We start from the raw sequence: 20,545 nt of genomic DNA, 5'->3' as shown, positions 1-20,545 counted from the left end.
CCGGCACCTTGTGCCGTTGAATCGGTTCATCGCCCACTTCGCGCCTACTGAATCGAGGATAATCTGCGGCCGACCGAACCGGCCCTGAACGCGTCCAATACATCCCCCAATGACCGGGGTTGTGGCCGCGTAAGGTGTCAGGCAGAATTCGCCGCCTCGTCCGAGGCACTATCCGACCTCCCCCACCCCTTTTATGGGTGAACGCTTGCCATCCGAATCGAGGGACGTCACCGTGTCAGCCATGTACTCGGACACCGATGCCGCTCCTACCGCCGCATCCCGGGAACACCGGCGACCGGCGATCGAGGCGTGTGTGAACCTCGACGCCATCGCCGGCAACACGACCGCCCTCATCGCTCGGACCGCTCCGGCGTCGTTGATGGCGGTAGTCCAGGCAGACGCGTACGGCCACGGTGCGATACCGGTCGCGGCCACCGCCCTCGCCGCTGGAGCACGGGAACTGGGCGTTCGAACGATCTCCGAAGGGTGCGCACTCCGCCGCGCCGGTATCGGCGCCCCGATCCTGGCGTTCGCGCCAGTAGGTGGGACCGGGGACGACGGTCTCGATGCAGGAATCCGAGCGGACATCGCCGTAACGGTTGAATCCGGCGATCAGGTGGCGGCGGTGAGGGCGGCGGCACGACGCACGGCCGCCGCGACGATCCAAGTGGCAGTCGACTGCGAGCGTTCCCCCCGGCGGGTGCCGCAGTGGGAAGATCTGCTCCGGTCGCTACGCGCCGCTCAAGCGGACGGGACCGTGCACGTTCGCGGCATCTACTCTTCGACCGGCGACGACACGCATGCCGACGTTGTGGTGGATCGACATCGCGACAATTTTCTCGAATACCTCCGGTCCGCACGCGGAGCCGGTGTGGCCTTCGATTGCGCCCATCTTGCCGGTGCACAGGCGCTGTGTCGCAGCGACTTACGCTTCGACCTGGTCCGCGCCGACCTCAGTCTGTACGGCATCGCACCCACCGGTTATGCCCTCGAAGCGAAACTGATTCCGGCCCTGACCTTGTCGGCAGAGGTGGCGCTGGTGAAGAAGATCGCGGCGGGCGATGGGGTCTCGTACGGGTTCCAGTGGGTGGCAGAGAGGGACTGTTCGATCGCACTGCTCCCCGTGGGGTATGCGGACGGGATTCCACGTGCGCTGGGTGGCCGTATGTCGGTGCTGCTGGGCGGTAGGTGGCGCCCTCAGATCGGGCGGGTGTGCATGGATCAGATGCTGATCTACCTCGGGACGGACACTGATGTCATGGAAGGAGACCGCGCCGTGTTGTTCGGGGGCACCGCTGGCAGCACCGCGGGAGCGCAGCGGTGGGCGCACGCGCTCGGGACGACCCCCGCCGAGATACTCGGCGGACTGCGCGGTCGGATCCAGTGGCGTCATGTCGGCGGCTCGCCGGGCACCACCAACGCATAGCTCCGCGGACGCGCTGTCCACCGGTATGGACGGAACAACGCATCCGCGGAACGACTCGTCGGGGATCGCCAGTTATCGTGACGCCTCGAGCCGGCGTTGCCGAGTGGTATCGTCCGGTTGCTCCTCGGCACTGCCGATAGCGCAGGGTCTCCTACTGAGCGCGATCGTCGAGACGGCACCCACCACTCCCCACAGTGCAAGCCAGATACAAATCGGCCAGGTGGAGTGTGTCCAGCTGAAGAACAGCGTCGCCATGAATGGGGCGGTACCGCCGATGACACTGACCGAAAGAGCCTGACTCAACGCGACGCCGCTGAACCGCACATCGACACTGAATCGCTCCGCGAGGAGGGCCGGCTGTGGGGCTTGCAGTGCCGAATGCACCACCGCCAGCATGAAGGTAATACCCAAGAACGCCGCCCAGCCCGACCCAGTGTTCATCAGCCCGAACAGCACGAAGCCTCCGAACAGAGCGGTGAAGCACCCGGCGAGAATGACGGCGCGGCGTGAAAGCCGATCACTCAAATGGCCGGCCACCGGCAGGCTGATCAGATAAACGATCGAGGCGGCGAGCAGTGCATTGAGCATCGTGGTGCGGCTGATAGTCAAGACCGTGGTGCCGTAGGAGACGGCATAGGTGGAAACCAGATAGAACAGGATTCCTCCCGGAGCGATGACGCCCGCAGCCAGTGCGACTTCCCGCCATTGATTGCGCAGCAGTGAACGCACCGGGGTGCTCCGCTGAGCCGCTGCGGACTCCATTGCGGTGAAGTCCGGAGTTTCCTCGACGCCGAGGCGAATGAACATCGAGATGGCGAAGAGGACCGCGCTGAGTAGGAACGGAATCCGCCATCCCCAGGTTTCGAAAGCGTCGCCGGAGATGTGGTCACTGGCCGTGATCGCGATGGTCGACAACAAGAGTCCACCAGGTGCCCCCATCTGGACAGTGCTGCCGTACAGGCCGCGCCGATGCGGGGGTGAATGCTCAACGAGCATCAGAGCAGCTCCACCCCACTCCCCGCCCATCGCGATGCCTTGCACGAATCGGAGGGTGACCAGTAGCAGCGGCGCAAACCAACCGACTTGTTCGAAGGTCGGCAGCACTCCGATCAGCACCGTCGCGGTACCCATCATCAACAGCGAGAACACGAGCGTCTTGCGCCGACCGACCCTGTCACCCATTCCGCCGAAGAGGACACTGCCCAACGGCCTAGCGAGGAATCCGACCGCAAAAGTCGCGAAGGACGCGAGGGTCCCCGCCAGGGCGCTGTATGACGGGAAGAACAAGGGCCCGAACACCAGGGCCGCGGCGGTGCCGTACAGGAAGAAGTCGTAGTACTCGAGTGCGGTGCCGGCGAATCCTGCTGCGGTAACCCGCAGCATCTTTGTGGTGGAGCGTTGTTCAGACACGCTCATGATGAGTACCTCCAGGAGAACGGACTCGACGGAGTAGCCGCGGTGTCGTGTGGGCACCGCAGCCGGGAAGGGGCGACGTTCATGCGGACAGTCCGCCGTCGATGACGAGTTCGGCGCCGGTGACGAAGCCGCTCGAGGCGGATACAAGGTAGGCCACCGATTCCGCGATTTCGTCGGTCAGGCCAAGGCGCCCGAGCGGTGTCGCGCTCACCACGGCCTCTCGTTGGGAGGCGGAAACGACGTCCAGCATGCTGGTATCGATAAATCCGGGATGAACCGAGTTGACCCGGATGCCGAACTGTCCGAGTTCGACAGCGGCGGCCTTGGTCATACCTCGAACCGCCCATTTGGTGGTGGTGTAGGAGATTTGGTTGGGATAGGCGCGGTGCGAAGCGATGGAGGAGATATTGACAATGCTTCCGCGGCGGGCCGTCTTCATCAGTCCCGCGACGGCGTTCATACCGAGAAAGACTCCGAGTTGGTTGACCCGGTAGTGGTCGTTGAAGTTCTCGGAAGTGGTATTCGCGACGTCGCCTTCCGGTTTGTAGATGCCGGCATTGTTGACCAGTGCCGTGACCTTGCCGTGCCGGTCGACGGTACGGTCGACGACGTCCTGCCAGGATTGTTCGTCGGTAACGTCATGTGGGATGTACTGACAGCGCGGGCCCAGTTCGTCGGCGAGTCGACGACCGCTGTCGGCGCAGCCTCCAGCGATGGTGACCGCGCTACCGTGCTCGCTCAGTGTCCGCACGATGGCGGCACCGATGCCGCGGCTTCCGCCGGAGATGATGGTGACGTCATTGTCGAGGGTGGTGGGTTTCATTCGGTGTCCCTGTCCTGGGTGATTGCTGAGGTGAGGAGCATTGGGGGCGGGGATACGGCTGTGCGGCCGGGTCTACCAACGGGGCAGCGCATCGAGGAAGGTGGCCAGCGCCGCTGTCACGGCGTCCGGGTTTTCCTCGGTCACCAAGTGGCCCGCGCCAGGGATTCGGGCAAAAGCCGATCCCGGAATTCGGGCGTGCATCCGCTCGGCGGACGCAATGTCGATGCCGTTGTCGTCCTCGCCGTGCACGATGAGGGTCGGGATCTCGATCTCGGACAGGCGGGAGAGCCGTTCGCTCTTGCCGATCCACGAATTGTATTCGCCCCACACCGAACCCGAGGGTCGAGTCCGCCACTTGCGCACCCACGAATCGATCAAGTCGGGACGGTTCGCAATGGCCTGCGGGCCGAAAATGATCGGAACGAACGTCTGCGCAAAGCTCGCGGAGATGTGGTCTTCGCTTTTCATGGGCCGGAACACCTCGGCGAACTGAGCCTTCTCCTCGCTGGTGTAGGCGTCTGCCATCGTGTCCATCAGGACCAGCCCGGCGAGCCGTTCGGGATACTTCAGGGCTAGTTCGATCGCCATGAAACCGCCCACCGACATTCCCACCAGGACAAATCGGTTGACGCCTGCTCGCGCGGCCACCTCCAGGCAGTCGGAGACCAGTGAGTCGAGGTCGTACTCGGTGGCGTATTCCGAGGTTCCGGCCCTGCTGGTGTAGGCGATGGTTCGGTACCGTTCGGCCAGAGCAGCGGTTTGCGCGGCGTACATGGTCCGATCCAGGAGTGTGCCGTGGCTGAAGAGCACAGGTGAGCCGTGTCCATGGTCTGCGACGTCGAAAACGTTCATCGGTTCCTTCCTTCGTGCCAGTGCGCCGTGTCGCGCGGTTGAATTTCGGTGGGCGGACACGGGGAGACGGTGTCCGACGATGGCGGCGGCAGGATCGGGTTTGTTTCGGTTGTGCAGCAACCCATGTCAGTGCACCAGATCTTCGAGGTTGGAGTTGAGCGCTTTCGGCTGCGGGACCAGCCACAGGCCGACCAGCGCGATCAGCGGCAGGACGGCACCGAACACGATGACCAGCACATTCCAGCTGTAGACGGTCAGCAGCGGGGCGATGATGAGCGCGAGAGTTCCATAGCTGGCCCACAACATGCCCGAACCCCATGCTCCGCCCGTGCCACGGATGCGCGTGGGGAAGGCCTCCTGGAGGAAATTCGAGGACCCGCCCCACAGGCCGATGGTGATCAGGACGTACACGACGAACCAGGGCACGATCGTCGACGGTGTCGCCAGATACACCATGAAGACGGCGCATACAGATCCGAGCACCCCGACGGCGGTGAGGGTGTAATGGGCACCCTTGCCCCGTGTGAGGAAACTGGCGGCGAGGATGGTAACGATACCGAGCCAGTTTGCCCAGGTGATCGCGCGATTCGCTTCCAGGAACGAAATGTCCTTCGCCTGCAGGAAGCTCAGTCCGAAGTAGGACATGATGGCGTATTGGGGAACGATGAAGAGGAAGAACAGGGTGACCCCGACGGTGCGGCGACGCATGTCTGCCGCCCACAGCTGGGTAAGCACACTCTTCTCCGTCTTGGCGACGTCGACGCGGAACCTGCTCGCCCCTGTTCGCCGGGCATGCTGGAGATCCTGGAAGTGCGGCGTCTCTTTGATGACGAAGGAGACTGCGATACCGAAAGCCAGGGGGAGTATGCCGACGATCCAGAACACCGCCCGCCATCCCACGCCGGCTGCGATGTGTTCGGAGAAGAACGCCGATGATCCAAATCCGATGGCCCACCCCACCGGGACGGTCCCCGTCATCCACCCGCGATGCTTCGCGGGTACCGATTCCGCAATGAGTACGGTGGCTAGCCCCCACGAGACATAGCCGATGGTTGCGATCGACCGCATGACCCCGAATGACACTGTATTCCAAGAGAATCCAGTCAGAATCGTGAACATCGAGCACAGTGCGATAGCCGCTACGAAGAGGGGCTTACGTCCGAACCGGTCCGTCAAGGGACCGATGAGGAACATGGCGATGACACCGCAGGTGAAGAAGCCAGCCGCATAGATGTATCCGACGGCACTGTCGGAGAATCCCAGGCTTCGTTGGACGAGTGGGTAGCTGGTGGGGAAGATCGCGGCGTCGGCCGCAATCGTCGCGTAGCCGAGCACGCCGAGCACCATGACGGCCCAGTGATAGGGCCTCAGTTGCTCCTCGGAGGCAGAGGTGGCTGGTGGTCTTTCGCGCAAGCCGCCGTCTACGGCTATTTCTGTCATCGGGTCTCCTGGTGACATCGAGGGGCGATCGAGGAGGAGGGGAAGTCGCGCTGTGGCGCGCGCCACACAGTCTGCGTCTTTTTGTATCATTTATCAAGTCTTGGCGTACCGTCGAACCGATTCGACCTCACACAAATTAACGCTGAACTGGTCTTTAGTGCCATGGGCCGGGTACACGAACACTCGCGCGACCATCAAGAAGTGATGGGAAGTTGATGCAATTCTTGCGCCGCGGTGGCGATCAGGAAGAAGAGCGAGCTGTCGGCCATCCCTATTGCTATTCGCCGAACGGCCCGTAGCACCGACGTCTCGCCCGCTACCCACCGCGCCGCGATCAGACGGGCTGGACGATTAAGCCGTCCGACGCGTGGCTCTCGACCTCCTCAGCCACCTCGCTGCCGTTCCAAAGGACCTCTGCGGCAACGCCGGTACAGCATCCTGGCCACCATTGCGCGGCCGAGAGCGCGAGGTGCTCGAGTACCTGGTCGCCGGCTTCACCCAAACCGCGAGATCGGACAACGGCTCTACCTTGCCGAGCGCCCTGCGCCCGTGCACGTCAGCCATATCCTGCGCGACCGGGGAGGAAGTGATTGCACTAATGTTGCGCTAGGGCGACTCGTCGACAGTCACCCGCCAAGGCCCCTGCACGATGCCGGGCCGAGGCCGGCCCGTGAGCGACGAAGTGACGAAGTACTGACGAAGCGCGCACGTGCACTAGTCGTCGTCTGCGAGGATCCCATCGCGCTTGAGCTTGGCGATCACATACTCCCCTTCGAACTGCATGTGTTCGCGCGATGCGGCATCCGCCGCTGTCCCGTCTCCACTCCTCAAGGCATCCAGAATTTTCTGGTGCCCCCGGTTGGCTTCCGGGCTCGCCCCGGGTGGCGCCTCATACACGGTCCGCGGCAGGTTCTTGGCCAGCTGCCGCAGCACCGACAGCAGCCGCCGGCTGCCACCAGTCTGGTTGATGAGAGCGTGAAATTCCCAGTTCAGATTGTGCAACAGGTCGGGATCATCACTTTCCTGCATGCTCTCGTGCAGCACCTGCAACCGGTCGAGCGTTGGTTTTGTGATCCGCGACGCCGCACGCCGCGATGCGAGCCCCTGCACCATCCCGTAGATCCGATAGTGATCGTCGATGTCCTCGCGCCGGATGGGAACGACGAACGAACCTCGATGCGGTTCCGAGTCGATCAAACCCTCGGCCTCGAGAGTGATGAGCGCTTCCCGAACCGGCAGGCGACTGACCTGGAGGTCTTTGGCGATTTGGTCCTGTGGCACTCGCTGCCCTCGGATCAATGACCCGTCGAAGATCATGTTCTTGATGTAGTCGACGACCTGACCACTCATATTCCGCCGCGAGACGTGGGGACGAGCATCCTCACCCCTGCCGCCGTTCTGTGCACCACGGTTCGGCAGTTCGACCTCGGCGTCGGATGCGGTCATATCGACTCCTAATTTGATCAATCATCAACAATCGCTAGTGTAGCGCCGACGGCAAAGACGGTGAACACCTCGCCCTCGACGGCCAGCCAACTCACGTTCCTCCACCTCCCCGCCGCCCGAGAAAAGCACGTTGAACTGCACATTTATCCCCAACTACTGCGCCGACTCGACGAGATCTGCGTGTCGGGCTTCCGTACCACCCAAACAAGTAGCTCGACTTCACGCGCACCTTCACGTAACGTGCGTCACATGCAATGTATCAAATATCAATTCTGAGAGGCATGATGATAACCACCACATCAACCGATCGCCTGCTCTCCTCAGCCGTCGTCGCGCGTTTGGACGCGACGCCGCACGTCTTCATCGACGGGACACGGCGAGCAACGCGCAGCGGCGAGGAACTCCCCGTCTTCGACCCGGCCACCGGGCACCAGATCGCGGTTGCCGCCTCGGCGGGTGCAGACGACATCGCCGACGCGGTCGAGGCAGCCCGGCGCGCCTTCACCGACCCCGCGCCCTGGCGGCAGATGAGCCCACTCGACCGCGGACGCATCCTCCACCGAATCGGCGATCTGATCTACCAGTACGCCGACGACTTCGCGCAACTCGAGGTCGTCGATGCAGGAAAGGTTCTCGGCGCCGCACGAAACATCGATGTCGAGTTCGCCGCGCGGGCGTTTCACTACTACGCCGGCTGGCCGACCAAAATTGTCGGGTCGACCGTCCCCGTGTCTCATCCCAACATTCACGTACGCACCGAACGCGAACCGGTCGGGGTGGTGGGCGCGATCACCGCGTGGAACTTCCCACTTCTGCTGTGCGGATGGAAGATCGGTCCCGCCCTTGCGTCCGGGTGCACGATAGTCCTCAAGCCATCCGAGGAGACACCCCTGTCGGCGCTGTGGCTGGCGGAGCTGGCCATCGAGGCCGGACTGCCCCCCGGCGTGCTCAACGTCGTGCCGGGCACGGGCGGCACCGCCGGCCAAGCACTGGTCACCCATCCCGGAGTCGACAAACTCACCTTCACCGGCTCGACGAAGGTCGGCAAGCGCATCGCCCGCCAAGCCGCCGACACCGTGAAACGGGTGACCCTGGAACTGGGTGGCAAGTCCGCCAACATCATCCTCCCCGATGCCGATGTGCAGGAGGCGGTGACAGGGTCTGCGGGTGGCATCTTCTGGCACTCCGGGCAAACCTGCAGCGCCCCATCACGATTGTTCGTTCACAAGGATATTCACGACGAGGTCGTCGAGCAGCTCACCGCGATCGCCGGGCAGTTGAAAATCGGGCACGGAATCGACGAGGGCGTCGACTTCGGGCCCCTCGCCAACGGTGCGCAACTCGAGCGCGTCCGGGGATACGTCCAACGCGCACAGGACGAGGGCGCCACGATCTATCAGGGCGCGCAGCTACCCGCCGATCTGACCGGACACTTCCACTCCCCGACGATCATCACCAACGTGACCGACGACATGGAATGTGCACGCGAGGAGATCTTCGGTCCGGTCCTCGTCGTTCTCGCCTTCGAACACATCGACGAGGTCATCGAACGAGCGAACGCCAGCGACTACGGCCTGGCCGCGGGCATCTGGACGAAGAACGTGAACACCGCCCAGAGGATGACCCGCCGGCTGCAGGCCGGAACCGTCTACGTCAACGGCTGGGGCTTGACCGATCCGGCTGCTCCCTTCGGCGGGTTCCACCAGTCCGGCTACGGCCGCGACCTGGGCCCAGACAGCCTCGACGGATACCTGGAAACCAAGTCCGTCTGGACATGCACAGCTGAAATCCCCCTCGAACGATCGGAAGAACAATGAAGACACGCGCTGCCGTACTGACCGCACCCCACGCCCCCTTCGAGATCATGGACCTCGACATCGACGATCCCGGGCCCGGGGAGGTCATGCTGCGGATGTCCGCGGCCGGACTGTGCCATTCCGATCTGCACATGATGGACGGAGATCTCGCCGTTCGTTATCCGATGGTGGGCGGACACGAAGCGGCGGGCATCGTCGAGAAGGTCGGCCCCGGAGTGAAAAAGGTCGTGGTCGGTGACCACGTGGTCTGCAGCTTCACACCGAGTTGCGGCATCTGCCGGTACTGCTCGACCGGGCGCCAGAACCTCTGCGATGCCGGATCCACAATTCTCGAAGGCAGCATGCCGGACGGCACTTTCCGGCTGCACAAGGACGGCACCGACTACAGCGCCTTCTGCATGCTCGGGGCCTTCTCCGAATTCGCAACCGTGTCCGAGTACTCGGTCGTGAAGGTCGACCACTGGCTTCCGCTCGACAGCGCGGTGCTCGTCGGGTGCGGCGTCCCAACCGGATGGGGCACCGCAGTCAACGCCGGCAACGTTCGCCCCGGAGACACCACCGTCATCTACGGGATCGGTGGACTGGGCACCAACGCGGTCCAGGGTGCGGTGCACGCCGGAGCGAAGTACATCGTGTGCGTCGATCCCGTCCAGTTCAAGCGAGAAACCGCACTCAAATTCGGTGCTACCCATGCCTTCTCCACCGCCGAGGAAGCACAAGAAAAGGTCACCGAACTCACCTGGGGCCAGGGCGCCGACCAGGCCCTCGTGCTCATCGGCACCATGGACGAGGAAACCATTTCGGCGGCATTCAAGGTGATCGGAAAGGGCTCGACAGTGGTGGTCACAGGCGTGTCCAACGCCGCGAACCTCACCGTTCACGTGTCGGGCCAAGAAATGGTGTTCATGGAGAAGACCATCAAGGGCACACTGTTCGGATCGTCGAACCCGCAGTACGACATCGTCCGGTTGCTGCGACTCTACGATGCAGGCCAGCTCGAGCTCGACGAGCTCATCACCACCCGCTACAAGCTCGACGAGATCAACCAGGGTTATCAGGACCTGCGGGACGGTAAGAACATCCGCGGAATCATCGACTTCTCGCTCTGAGCGAGAGCCAGGCACTCGGCGACCTTCCGGTCCCCTCTACTCGGGGGGCCGGAGGCGTCCTCGGCATATTACACATCCGGTAACCCTCCCCCTGATCACCAATCCTCCAGCAGCACATCAAATCCGGCACGATCGAAGAGGTTCACCGCTTGCTAAGCGCTATCCGGCGTGGCAAAGTAGAAGTTGTCCGTACGTATCAATTATCAATTTGGAGCATCAGTGCAGATACACCGTGCAGACCGCAGCGCGTTTCGCGCAGCCACCGCGGTGGTCGGCGTCGGCACGACCGAATTCGGCGATCTCCCGGGTTCCTCCGCCGACGACTTGGGTCTGACCGCCCTCGAAGCCGCACTCGCCGATGCCGGATTGACCGCACCCGATCTCGACGGGTTGATCGTGAACCGGGTGAGTAGTTACGAGGCGGTGGCCTCGCGGATGGGAATCGAACCACGCTGGTCGGCTCAGCTGCCGGCGGAGGGTCGCATGACCGGCATTGCCATCCAGATGGCGGTGCTGGCCATCGCCACCGGAATGGCCACCACCGTCGCGCTGGTGTACGGCAACAACGGGCGCTCGGGTGGGCACACCTACGGAGGCGGCGGCGAAAGCGCCAGCGCGGCCGCCGAGGGATACGGCACCAACCCGACGCTGACCCTGCCGTATGGGATGACCTCGCCGGGAGCCTTTTTCGCGATGATGTTCCAGCGGCACTGCGCACAGTACGGCACCACCGCCGAACAACTGGCGCAGGTCGCGGTCACCCTGCGCGCCCACGCATCGCTGAACCCGCAAGCCGTGTTCACAGATCCCATCTCCCGCGAGATCTACCTCGAGTCCCGCTTCATCGTCGAACCACTGAAGATCTACGACTACTGCCTGATCAACGACGGCGGGGTGGCGATGATCCTCACCTCTACTGACCGGGCCCGCGACTGCGCTCAACCGCCCGTTCATGTCCTCGGATTCGGGCAACAAGGGCAGCTGCGCAACTCCGATTTCCCCCCGGAAGACTTCTGGCGCGAGGCGATCGCCAACGCAGGACAGCAGGCCTACACGATGGCCGACTGCACCCAGGCCGACATCGACCTTCTGATGGCATACGACAACTTCAGCCCCAATGTGCTTTTCACCCTGGAGGGCCTCGGCTTCTGCGCTCCCGGCGAGTCCGGGGCATGGATACAGGACGGCCGAATCGGGCTGCGAGGTGAGCTGCCGATCAATACCTCCGGTGGTCATCTGTCGGAAAGCTACATGCAAGGGTGGGGACTGAACGTCGAGGCGATCCGCCAGCTGAGGAAAACGTGTGGCGATCGTCAGGTGCACGATGCGACGATCGCTCAGTACCTGTGCGCCGCTCCCGTGGTGACCTCGGTCGTCTACGGAGCGCAGGCATGAGCCCCCGCTATTCGTTGACCCCCCACCTGGAAGGGCTGGCCCGCCACGAGCTGTTGATCAGCGCCTGCGCGGCCTGCGGATCACAGCAATTCCCGCCGAAAGCGGTCTGCACTCGATGCGGAAGCATGCAAAGGCCCCGGTGGAGCCGGGTGAGCGGCGACGGGCGGCTGTGGTCCTACTCGGTCTTCCACAAGACCTACCTGACCGACTTTCATCTGCCGAGTCCGTACGTCGTCGCGGTCATCGAACTCGACAACGGCGCCAGGATCTACGGGAACCTCGTCGGCGTGCCCATGCCCTCACTCCGGATCGGGCAGCGAGTCCACGCCGAATTCACTACCGACGATCAAGGGTCACACCTGATCTTCGTCGCAGCCGACAAGGAACGCACATGACCGACACAGCCCACTCCCCCGGCCCGCTCCGCGGATTGCGGGTCGTCGAGATCGCCGCACTCGGGGCAGCACCATTCGCCGCGATGATGCTCGCCGACGCCGGCGCGGACGTTCTACGGATCGACCGGCCCGGCCAGAACACCGACGACGTCGGCATCCTCGGCCGCGGCCGGGCGGCCGAATTGGGCCTCGACCTGAAGGACCTCCATGAACGCGACCGTGCTCTGGAGGCCATCGATCACGCCGACGTGCTCATCGAAGGATTCCGGCCGGGTGTGATGGAACGCCTCGGGCTGGGACCTGACATCTGCCTAGGACGAAATCCTGGCTTGATCTACGCCCGAATGACAGGCTGGGGGCAGGACGGACCGCTCGCCACCACCGCTGGGCACGACATCAACTATCTCGCCCTGACCGGTGCCCTCCGGTCCATCACCCGGCAGGGGGACGTTCCCGTTCCGCCGCTCAACCTCGTCGGCGATTACGGCGGCGGCGGGATGCTCCTGGTCGCAGGAATACTCGCCGCGCTCTACGAACGGGTGTCGAGCAATACCGGCCAGGTCGTAGACACCGCGATGATCGACGGGACCAGCCTACTGATGAGCGGTATCTGGAACCGGAAGTCCACCGGGAACTGGTCGAGCGAACCCGGCACGAACAGCATCGACAGCGGATCGCACTTCTACAACGTCTACCGCACCGCAGACGACGCCTTCATCGCAGTGGGCAGCATTGAGCCACAATTCTACGAGCGGCTGCTCCGCGGTCTCGGGCTCGCCGACACCGACCTGCCGGCACAACAGGATCGGGCGCAGTGGCCGGCCATGAAGGATCGGTTCGCACGCATCATCCGAACGAAAACCCGGGAAGAATGGACGGCGATCTTCGCCGAACTCGACGCATGCGTATCCCCCGTCCTCACACTCGACGAAGCAGTGACCGACCCGCACATGCAATTCCGGAACACCCTCCTCCGCGGCGAACGCGTCGAACCGTCGCCCGCCCCCCGATACGGCAGAACACCGGGCGCCGCCGGCGGCAGCAAGAGTACGAAGCCCGCTGAGACCGTGCTGACACAGTGGGCCTCCACCATCGAGGCGACGCCGGCAACCACCAGAACAGGACAGCACTGATGACGGCACCATCGATCCCCACCAGGACGGTCGACGACGGCCTGACCCTCGCAGAAAACATCGGCTTCACCGAAGGCCCCGTGTGGACCACCGACGGCAAATTGTTCGTCACCAGTGTCAGCCGCGGCGCACTGTACGAAGTCTTCCTCGACGGCCGACCGGCCGTTGCGGGCGCCGAAACCGGCGGCGGACCGAACGGCATGACGCTCGGATGCGACGGCCGTCTGTGGATCACTCAAAATGGTGGCGGCGTGATGCCCACCAGGTCACAGCTGCCGACCCTCCCATCCATCCAGGTCTGGGATCACCAGGCTGCCGCCGCGCCGAGCACGATCTTCAGTGGAAGCGTCGACGCTCCGTCGGACTGCACGTTCGGACCCGACGGCGCCCTCTGGTTCACCGACCCGAACGGCCACGGCTTCGGCGGCGCAGCACTGCCGGGTCGCGTCTGGCGGTACGACCCGGCAGCCGATCATGCGGCAGTCGTGGTCGAGGACGTCTTCTTCCCCAATGGCATCGCGTTCGGCCCCTACCCCGAGCACCTGTATGTCGCCGAGACCGCCCGCAGCCGGGTCCGCCGCTATACGGTCACAGCCCACACCGCGACCGTCGATCATGACTTCCCGCAGATCACTGTCCCCACCCCCGACGGCATCGCCATCGATGCTCAGGGAGGCCTGTGGGTGGCGGGCAGCAAATCGGGCACCGTCACCTACTTCGACCCGGCCGGGCAGCTGCGTGGGCAATTGGCGATCGGTGAAGGAACAATGCCCACCAGCGTCTGCTTCGCCGGCGACGCGCTCGACCGGCTCATCGTCACCGTCGCCAAGGGCGGACGCGTACTCGCCTTCCCCGTCGAAATCCCGGGCTTACCCACCCCGCCGGCAGCTGACCCGACCATTTCATCGCCAGCACAACCCGAGGAACTTTCATGACCGCATCAGCTCCTACCGCACACACCTGGGGGGCATTGCTGCACGAAATGGCCGACCGCTTCCCCACCCGCGCCGCGATCTCGTTCGAAGGGACCGACATCACCTTCGCCGAACTCGATCACGAAGTCAGCCGATGGTCGAAGGCATTGTTGGCCATAGGAATCGGCCGCGGTGACTCGATCGCCATCCTGGCAGGCAACCGACCCGAATGGTTGTACACCGCGATGGCCGGGGCCCGGATAGGCGCCGCCATCATTCCCGTCAACACCTGGTACAAGACCAATGAGCTCTCGTACGCGCTCGACCACGGCGACGTAACGGCCCTGCTGTTCTTCGACAGGCTGCGGGGCACCGACTATGTCCCCATCGTCGCGGGCGCCGTCGTGGCCGTCACCGACTCACCCGGCCCCGACGGCGCACTCCACGACACGGCACTGCCGAAGTTGCGTCAGGTCGTCGAGCTCGGAGAGAACCGCCTCCCAGCTGCCGTATCCCGACACCAGTTCCTCGGCCGCGGAGAACAGATCAGCGACGCCGCACTCGCCGACGCCGAAGCCGCGGTCCAGCCGAACGATCTCGCGTACCTCATCTACACCAGTGGCAGCACGGCCCGACCGAAGTGCGTCGCTCTCGAGCACCACCCCGCCATCGTCAATACCTTCAACATCGGCGTACGGCAGGCACTCGACGAACACGACCGATCCTTTCTCGCCACACCGCTGTTCTACGGACTCGGTGTCATCCAGGCCCTCGGCGCGACCTGGACCCACGGCGCGTGCGTGGTCCTCATGGAAGTGTACGAACCAGGCCAAGCCCTCGAACTGCTCGAACGAGAACGCTGCACGGTCTACTACGGACTGGGCAACATGACCCGCAGCCTCGTCGACCATCCCGACCACGCTCGCCGACAGCTCAGCCTCCTCAAAGGCGTCCTCGGCCTGAGCAAAGCTGACCGCCAACTCGCCCGCACTGAGCTCGGACTGATCCTGGGCACCAGCATCTACGGATTGACCGAGTCCTACGGGTTATGCGCGCTGACCGATGCCCACGACCCCGTCGAGCGGGCCGACAACACCATCGGCCGGCCCCTACCCGACTGGGACATCCGCATCGCCGACCCGGAAACCGACGACCCCCTACCGCCCGGTGCAATCGGACAGATCCTGATCCGCGGACACGTCATGCGCGGCTATTACAAAGATCCCGACCGCAACCGCGAAGTCATGACCACCGACGGATTCTTCCGCACCGGCGACCTCGGATACATGGACGAACACGGCTACCTGCACTTCCACTCCCGTCTCTCGGAGATGATGAAACCCGGCGGCATCAACGTCAGCCCCCTCGAAGTAGAACTACTGGTCGGCGAGATCGCCGGCGTCCGAGAAGTACATGCCGTGGGCATCCCCGATATCGTGCGCGGTGAGGCAGTCGTCGTCTTCGTCGACGCCGACCGCGACCACGTCACCCTCGACCGGATCCAAAACCACGTCCGCAGCAAGGCCGCCAAGTACAAAGCCCCGCACCATGTGATCTACGGAACCAGTGCCAGCTTCCCGCGGGTCGCCAGCGGCAAGGTACCCAAGGCCCGCCTACGCGAGCTTGCGCTCACCGAACTCGGCCTCGACGCAAACGGAACACCAACCCCGACGCCTAACACTCCGCTCGTCGACCACTGACACCGGACTCCCCCGTGAACTTCGAATCGCCAAGGAACACATGCACCACCCCAAACCGATACCTCCCACAACTCACCCCGACGACCGTCGATGAGAGCCCCAACGAATTCCCGAAGAAAATCTTTGCAACGCCGCTAGCTCAGAGAGACGGAATGTAGCCCATGACCTCCACAGGATCACCACTAAGAAGCGATGTCCTCAGCCTGGAACCGCACGGCCTCAGGGGTATCGCATGCCGGGCGTGCAGCCGACGCTCCTTCCCGGAGCGACCGCTGTGCCCCCACTGCGGAGCCGACGCCCTCGACAACGTACTACTGGCCGAACGAGGTCGAGTCGTCAGCTGGACCGTCGTTCACCAAGCGCCACCCCCGTTGCAGACGCCATACACCCTGGTAACCGTCGATCTCGACGACGGGGTCCGTCTCCTGGGCGCGGCGACCGGCACCGTCGAGATCGACGACGAAGTTGCCGTCGAGTTGTTCACGTTGAAGACCGATCCATCCGGAGAACCACTGTGGTGGTACCGCTTCCGAAGCACCGAGGAGAACCGATGAGCGAGACCTACATCGCCGGCGCCGGCATGGTGCGATTCGGCAAGTACCCCGTCGACGTCACGTTCGAGAAACTTGCCGTCGGCGCCGCACGCGACGCGATGTCCGATGCGGGCGTGACCACCAAGGACATCGAATCCGTTTACGTCGGGCACGTCTTCGGCGGCCCGGTCGCCGGCCAACGCGTCGCGACGCAGATGGGCCTCGGCGGACTTCCCGTATCCAACCACGAAAACTACTGCGCCAGCGGTGCCACCGCGATCCGCGAAGCCTGGATCGCGATCAAGGCCGGCCTGTACGACATCGTGCTGGTCATCGGTGCGGAGAAGATGACCGACCGTATCTCCGGCGGCGTCATGCCCGACCCGACCGACCTCGATGCCATCAACGGCTTGGTCATGGCCGCCAATCACGGGATGAGCGCACGGCGGTACATGTCCGACCACGGGGCCACCCGCGAGCAGATCGCCGCCGTAGCCGTAAAGAATCACGCCCACTCGGTGCACAACCCGTACGCTCAATACCAGCGGCCGATCAATTTGCACGAAGTCCTCGATGCCCGCACCATCGCCGATCCACTGGGACTCCTCGATTGCAGTCCCATCAGCGACGGCGCCGCCGCAGTGGTCCTGTGCAGTGCTGCCGGACTCGCCGAACTCGGGCGAACATCAGCTCCACGCATCGCCGGCTGCGCGCTGGTCAGCGGCACGATTGTCACCGCCGACAGCAACCTCAACGACGAGGACGTCTCACGCCGCGCGGGCGAACAGGCGTGGAACATCACCGGATACGGGCCGGAAGACATCGACCTGGTAGAGATGCACGACTGCTTCACGATCGCCGAGATCGTCCGTCTGGAAGGACTCGGTGTCGTCCCGGTCGGCGAGGGTGGACGTTGGGCCGAGAACGGCAACACCTCGATCGGCGGCAAACTCCCTGTCAACGCCAGCGGTGGTCTCCTCAGTCGTGGACACCCGGTGGGCGCCACTGGTGTCGCGCAGATCTGCGAGCTCACCTGGCAACTTACCGACCGCGCCGGCCAACGGCAGGTCGACAACGCGAATGTCGGGCTCGCCTACTGCAAGGGCGGCACCGTCAGCGGCACCGACGGTGGCTCGGTCACAGTCCTGCTGGTGACACGATGACCACCTCCACAGTCACCACCATCGACCTCGGCAACACCATCCAGCCCGTCGGCGTACCCACCGCCTCGGTCGTCGTGCTCGTCTACCGCGGCGCCCTGGGGGCTCAGACGCTCGATGCCGCGGACCTCGAGCAGGCGGTGGTACATCCGCTGACGGCTGCATTTTCCGCCATTCAACATCACTGGCCGGCCATCACCGAAGCACACCGGCGCGGCCGGGTGCTCGTCCTCGCCCCGGTGTCGGCGGCATTAGGAGACCCGCTCCGACCACTCGACTGCGCGGTCACCGGTGCGCTGATCAGCTTCGTCCGGTCTGTTGCAATCGAGCTGCAGCGACACGACGGCTCCGCGAACGCGATCTTCTACGAGACCGATCCCAACGAACCGGCCGTTACCGAGCTTGTCGCAGCACTCACCGCCGAGCACGCCGCGGCGGTGACCGGCCAAGAAATATTCGCCGCCAACGGCACCGACCTCGGGAGGCTGCACCCATGAACTCCGATGGCCAGAAGCATGCAAAACGGCCTCGCGTCGCCTTCATCACCGGTGCCGCGGGCGGTATCGGGCGGGGCATCGCCGAGTACTTCGCCGAACTCGGATACAGCGTCGGTCTCTCGGACATCTCCGAAAGTGCGCTGCAAGCAGTAGCGAACGACATCACTAAGACCACCGGCGTCGCAGTTTCGGCCCACGCCGCGGACCTCGCCGACCGGGAATCCGTCCAAGCCTCGGTCGATGCCACCGTCTCCCGACTCGGTGGGCTCGACGTTCTGGTGAACTGTGCAGGAATCCTCAAAGACGCTCGCATCGAGAAGATGGATCCCGCGATCTTCCGGCAAGTTCTCGACGTCAATCTGATTGGGATGCTGACCACCACTGCCGCCGCGTTGCCGGCACTGCGCAGCTCAGGAAGCGGCCGCATCATTTCGCTGACCTCGCGTGCCTGGCTGGGCAACTTCGGCTCCACCAACTACGCCGCCTCCAAGGGCGGGATCGCCGGCGTCAGTAGAAGCCTGTCGCTGGCACTTGCAGTCGACGGCATCACCGTCAACTGCATCGCACCCGGATTCATCGAGACACCGATGTCGAATTCGATGCCCGACGAGATCATCGAGCGCGTACGTCAATCCATCCCGGTCGGTCGAGTAGGACAGCCCACCGATGTCGCACGGACGGTTGCGTTCCTCGCCGACGCCAACGCCGGTTACGTGACCGGGCAGAGCATCCCGATATGCGGAGGACGAAGCATCAGCGGCTCGATGAGGAAAGACACCGTCTCGTCGTAACGAGACGGATGCACAGACTGAATAGGCCGAAGCGTTCAGCGAATCTCCCGAGGACTACAGCGCCCTGGTTCTACGGACAACGACCCGCAGTTCGATAAAGCGAGACGAATGGTCACCCGTCACTACACGCTCAACGAGATTGACAGTAGCAATCCGGTTTTGCGGATCGACGATCGCTCGCGGAAATTCAACTGCCGCGAAGCGGCCGGCACGAAGGCGCCCAGCCAATGCTCGGCAACTTAACAAGTATGGATACGCTGTTGGCGCCGACACACCCATTCTGGCCCCAGAGCCCGCGGATGCGTCATTGGATATCGATTGCTGTGATCGACGGCGACACCGCCACGACCGCGCTCGATTGCTTCGTCGCCGACGTCGTCCTCGCCCTGCGTTACGTCACGCCGATCACGCACTGGAGCCCCGCGCACGGCAGCGAAACAACTCCGCTGTCGGTGCCTGGCCCTCGCTGGTAATACCAACACGAAAGGCATCACCATGACTACTCCCGTCCAGAGAAACGATCTCAGTGACAAAGTCGCAATCGTCACAGGCGCAGCCAGCGGTATTGGGCGAGCAACCGTGGAGTTGTTGGTCGAGCGCGGGGTCCGGGTCGTCGCCGAGGACCGCAACGTTGCCGTGGAGACGCTCGCAAGCCCGAGCATTGCGCCGCTGGTCGCCGATGTCACCAACGAGGACAGTGCCCGCCGCGCCGTTGCGCTCGCCCAGCAACGATTCGGCGGACTCGACATTCTGGTCAACAACGCCGGGATCATCATCAACAAAACCGTCGTCGATATGACCCTCGACGACTGGAATTCCATTCTTGCAGTCAACGCCACAGGCGCGTTTTTGCACTCCCGAGAAGCCGTGCGGGCCATGACGCTGCAGAAGTCGGGTGCGATTGTCAACGTCGGTTCCTACGCGTGCTTCCAAGCTTTCCCCACAATCGCAGCATATGCAGCCTCGAAAGGTGCACTCGCCCAGCTGACTCGCGCGCTCGCCCTCGAGGTCATCGAACACGGAATCCGCGTCAACGCCGTCGGATCAGGCGACGTGATCACCCACATCCTCGACGAGATACACGAAGACGGATCGGGCTTCCTCGCCGAGCACGGCAGCGGGACGCCGATCGGCCGCGCCGCCCAGCCACGCGAAATCGCTCAAGTCATCGCATTTCTGGCCTCGGAACAAGCAGCGTATCTCGTGGGGTCGATCGTCATGGCCGACGGCGGGATGAGCGTCGCCGCCGGATGATGACTAGATGTCGTCGAGGATGTGGGCCACGGTGGAGGTGGGTTCAGTTCCGCACTGGTGGCCGCCGTGAACTCCTTCGGCAAGCCCTCTCGTAGGTCTCCTCAGAATCCGCTACGCCTCTCCCCGAGATTTCGACGGTAGCGCTCGCCACGGGATCAGCGAAAGCCCTCATGCATCCGAGAATCGTTACGTAACAACCTCTCTCACAGGCCGACACTACGACACCGTGAAGGTCTCGAATCGTGGGGCAACAGATACGTGGAACCGATCGAGGTCGGCTGATGCACCGACATCTGCAGACCTGACTACCAGGCCACTGCCAGTCACCACTACCGCCGGGATATACCGGAACCCTCGGGAATTGCATCAGACGGGCGAAAATCTGCTGGTCGCCTGATGGGGAGCAGCGTGAGATTACCGCAGTAGTGACGAGGGAATGCCTGT

Annotated in this window: 19 protein-coding genes; 14 read left to right on the top strand and 5 right to left on the bottom strand. The window is 63.7% G+C overall.

Going from position 1 to position 20,545, the window contains the following annotated elements; translation table 11 throughout:
• Positions 1-241: 241 nt before the first annotated feature.
• A complete protein-coding gene (gene alr / locus ACFTWF_RS15645) occupies positions 242-1,426 on the top strand; it encodes an alanine racemase (protein WP_378462359.1) in 1,185 nt (394 codons plus the stop codon).
• A gap of 72 nt (positions 1,427-1,498) precedes the next feature.
• Here the strand turns inward: alr and ACFTWF_RS15640 are convergent, their stop codons facing one another.
• The 5 genes from ACFTWF_RS15640 to ACFTWF_RS15620 form a co-directional block, all read right to left on the bottom strand.
• On the bottom strand, positions 1,499-2,809 hold the full coding sequence (locus tag ACFTWF_RS15640) for an MFS transporter (RefSeq protein ID WP_378462358.1): 1,311 nt from the start codon (positions 2,807-2,809) through the stop codon (positions 1,499-1,501).
• Positions 2,810-2,921: 112 nt separating this feature from the next.
• On the bottom strand, positions 2,922-3,665 hold the full coding sequence (locus ACFTWF_RS15635; RefSeq protein WP_378462118.1) for an SDR family NAD(P)-dependent oxidoreductase: 744 nt from the start codon (positions 3,663-3,665) through the stop codon (positions 2,922-2,924).
• 72 nt (positions 3,666-3,737) lie between these two features.
• Positions 3,738-4,517, bottom strand: a complete 780-nt coding sequence (locus ACFTWF_RS15630; RefSeq protein ID WP_378462117.1) for an alpha/beta fold hydrolase — start codon at positions 4,515-4,517, stop codon at positions 3,738-3,740.
• Positions 4,518-4,643: 126 nt separating this feature from the next.
• Positions 4,644-5,957: an MFS transporter gene (locus ACFTWF_RS15625; protein WP_378462116.1), complete on the bottom strand. Its 1,314-nt coding sequence runs from the start codon at positions 5,955-5,957 to the stop codon at positions 4,644-4,646.
• 714 nt (positions 5,958-6,671) lie between these two features.
• Positions 6,672-7,403 (bottom strand): GntR family transcriptional regulator, encoded by a 732-nt coding sequence (locus tag ACFTWF_RS15620; protein WP_378462115.1) that lies wholly within the window; start codon positions 7,401-7,403, stop codon positions 6,672-6,674.
• A gap of 281 nt (positions 7,404-7,684) precedes the next feature.
• Here ACFTWF_RS15620 and ACFTWF_RS15615 point away from each other — a divergent pair, with 281 nt between their 5' ends.
• From ACFTWF_RS15615 to ACFTWF_RS15555, 13 genes are all read left to right on the top strand, one after another.
• Positions 7,685-9,220, top strand: coding sequence for an aldehyde dehydrogenase family protein (locus ACFTWF_RS15615; RefSeq protein WP_378462114.1), 1,536 nt, complete (start codon positions 7,685-7,687; stop codon positions 9,218-9,220).
• Entirely contained in the window at positions 9,217-10,329 is a 1,113-nt protein-coding gene (locus ACFTWF_RS15610; RefSeq protein ID WP_378462113.1) for an NDMA-dependent alcohol dehydrogenase, read from the top strand. The genes ACFTWF_RS15615 and ACFTWF_RS15610 overlap by 4 nt, the downstream gene beginning before the upstream one ends.
• A gap of 219 nt (positions 10,330-10,548) precedes the next feature.
• Entirely contained in the window at positions 10,549-11,724 is a 1,176-nt protein-coding gene (locus ACFTWF_RS15605; RefSeq protein ID WP_378462112.1) for a thiolase family protein, read from the top strand.
• Positions 11,721-12,119, top strand: coding sequence for a Zn-ribbon domain-containing OB-fold protein (locus ACFTWF_RS15600; protein WP_378462111.1), 399 nt, complete (start codon positions 11,721-11,723; stop codon positions 12,117-12,119). The genes ACFTWF_RS15605 and ACFTWF_RS15600 overlap by 4 nt, the downstream gene beginning before the upstream one ends.
• Positions 12,116-13,252 (top strand): CaiB/BaiF CoA transferase family protein, encoded by a 1,137-nt coding sequence (locus ACFTWF_RS15595; RefSeq protein ID WP_378462110.1) that lies wholly within the window; start codon positions 12,116-12,118, stop codon positions 13,250-13,252. Before ACFTWF_RS15600 ends, ACFTWF_RS15595 begins: the two co-directional genes overlap by 4 nt.
• Positions 13,252-14,187: an SMP-30/gluconolactonase/LRE family protein gene (locus ACFTWF_RS15590; RefSeq protein WP_378462109.1), complete on the top strand. Its 936-nt coding sequence runs from the start codon at positions 13,252-13,254 to the stop codon at positions 14,185-14,187. Before ACFTWF_RS15595 ends, ACFTWF_RS15590 begins: the two co-directional genes overlap by 1 nt.
• Positions 14,184-15,866 carry an AMP-binding protein gene (locus ACFTWF_RS15585; RefSeq protein WP_378462108.1) on the top strand — a complete coding sequence of 561 codons (1,683 nt, stop codon included), beginning with the start codon at positions 14,184-14,186 and terminating at the stop codon, positions 15,864-15,866. Before ACFTWF_RS15590 ends, ACFTWF_RS15585 begins: the two co-directional genes overlap by 4 nt.
• A gap of 161 nt (positions 15,867-16,027) precedes the next feature.
• Positions 16,028-16,420, top strand: coding sequence for a Zn-ribbon domain-containing OB-fold protein (locus tag ACFTWF_RS15580; protein WP_378462107.1), 393 nt, complete (start codon positions 16,028-16,030; stop codon positions 16,418-16,420).
• Positions 16,417-17,562 (top strand): thiolase family protein, encoded by a 1,146-nt coding sequence (locus ACFTWF_RS15575; RefSeq protein WP_378462106.1) that lies wholly within the window; start codon positions 16,417-16,419, stop codon positions 17,560-17,562. Before ACFTWF_RS15580 ends, ACFTWF_RS15575 begins: the two co-directional genes overlap by 4 nt.
• Positions 17,559-18,056, top strand: coding sequence for a hypothetical protein (locus ACFTWF_RS15570; protein WP_378462105.1), 498 nt, complete (start codon positions 17,559-17,561; stop codon positions 18,054-18,056). The genes ACFTWF_RS15575 and ACFTWF_RS15570 overlap by 4 nt, the downstream gene beginning before the upstream one ends.
• Positions 18,053-18,847: an SDR family NAD(P)-dependent oxidoreductase gene (locus tag ACFTWF_RS15565; RefSeq protein ID WP_378462104.1), complete on the top strand. Its 795-nt coding sequence runs from the start codon at positions 18,053-18,055 to the stop codon at positions 18,845-18,847. The genes ACFTWF_RS15570 and ACFTWF_RS15565 overlap by 4 nt, the downstream gene beginning before the upstream one ends.
• A 323-nt stretch (positions 18,848-19,170) precedes the next feature.
• Complete coding sequence (locus ACFTWF_RS15560) at positions 19,171-19,320, top strand: hypothetical protein (RefSeq protein ID WP_378462103.1); 150 nt, start codon at positions 19,171-19,173, stop codon at positions 19,318-19,320.
• Positions 19,321-19,342: 22 nt separating this feature from the next.
• Positions 19,343-20,101: an SDR family NAD(P)-dependent oxidoreductase gene (locus ACFTWF_RS15555; RefSeq protein WP_378462102.1), complete on the top strand. Its 759-nt coding sequence runs from the start codon at positions 19,343-19,345 to the stop codon at positions 20,099-20,101.
• The last annotated feature ends 444 nt before the right edge of the window (positions 20,102-20,545 follow it).

This window comes from Rhodococcus sp. NPDC056960, assembly GCF_042674125.1.
Classification (GTDB): Bacteria; Actinomycetota; Actinomycetes; order Mycobacteriales; family Mycobacteriaceae; genus Rhodococcus_F.
Note: the sequence above shows the minus strand (reverse complement) of the source record. Positions and strands in the feature narration are given on the sequence as shown.

Coding starts and splice junctions, on each gene's coding strand:
- ACFTWF_RS15615 (WP_378462114.1), top strand. CDS start 7,685: ATGATGATAACCACCACATCAACCGATCGCCTGCTCTCCTCAGCCGTC.
- ACFTWF_RS15585 (WP_378462108.1), top strand. CDS start 14,184: ATGACCGCATCAGCTCCTACCGCACACACCTGGGGGGCATTGCTGCAC.
- alr (WP_378462359.1), top strand. CDS start 242: ATGTACTCGGACACCGATGCCGCTCCTACCGCCGCATCCCGGGAACAC.
- ACFTWF_RS15640 (WP_378462358.1), bottom strand. CDS start 2,809: ATGCTGCGGGTTACCGCAGCAGGATTCGCCGGCACCGCACTCGAGTAC.
- ACFTWF_RS15610 (WP_378462113.1), top strand. CDS start 9,217: ATGAAGACACGCGCTGCCGTACTGACCGCACCCCACGCCCCCTTCGAG.
- ACFTWF_RS15565 (WP_378462104.1), top strand. CDS start 18,053: ATGAACTCCGATGGCCAGAAGCATGCAAAACGGCCTCGCGTCGCCTTC.
- ACFTWF_RS15580 (WP_378462107.1), top strand. CDS start 16,028: ATGACCTCCACAGGATCACCACTAAGAAGCGATGTCCTCAGCCTGGAA.
- ACFTWF_RS15600 (WP_378462111.1), top strand. CDS start 11,721: ATGAGCCCCCGCTATTCGTTGACCCCCCACCTGGAAGGGCTGGCCCGC.
- ACFTWF_RS15620 (WP_378462115.1), bottom strand. CDS start 7,403: ATGACCGCATCCGACGCCGAGGTCGAACTGCCGAACCGTGGTGCACAG.
- ACFTWF_RS15570 (WP_378462105.1), top strand. CDS start 17,559: ATGACCACCTCCACAGTCACCACCATCGACCTCGGCAACACCATCCAG.
- ACFTWF_RS15555 (WP_378462102.1), top strand. CDS start 19,343: ATGACTACTCCCGTCCAGAGAAACGATCTCAGTGACAAAGTCGCAATC.
- ACFTWF_RS15575 (WP_378462106.1), top strand. CDS start 16,417: ATGAGCGAGACCTACATCGCCGGCGCCGGCATGGTGCGATTCGGCAAG.
- ACFTWF_RS15625 (WP_378462116.1), bottom strand. CDS start 5,957: ATGACAGAAATAGCCGTAGACGGCGGCTTGCGCGAAAGACCACCAGCC.
- ACFTWF_RS15635 (WP_378462118.1), bottom strand. CDS start 3,665: ATGAAACCCACCACCCTCGACAATGACGTCACCATCATCTCCGGCGGA.
- ACFTWF_RS15590 (WP_378462109.1), top strand. CDS start 13,252: ATGACGGCACCATCGATCCCCACCAGGACGGTCGACGACGGCCTGACC.
- ACFTWF_RS15595 (WP_378462110.1), top strand. CDS start 12,116: ATGACCGACACAGCCCACTCCCCCGGCCCGCTCCGCGGATTGCGGGTC.
- ACFTWF_RS15630 (WP_378462117.1), bottom strand. CDS start 4,517: ATGAACGTTTTCGACGTCGCAGACCATGGACACGGCTCACCTGTGCTC.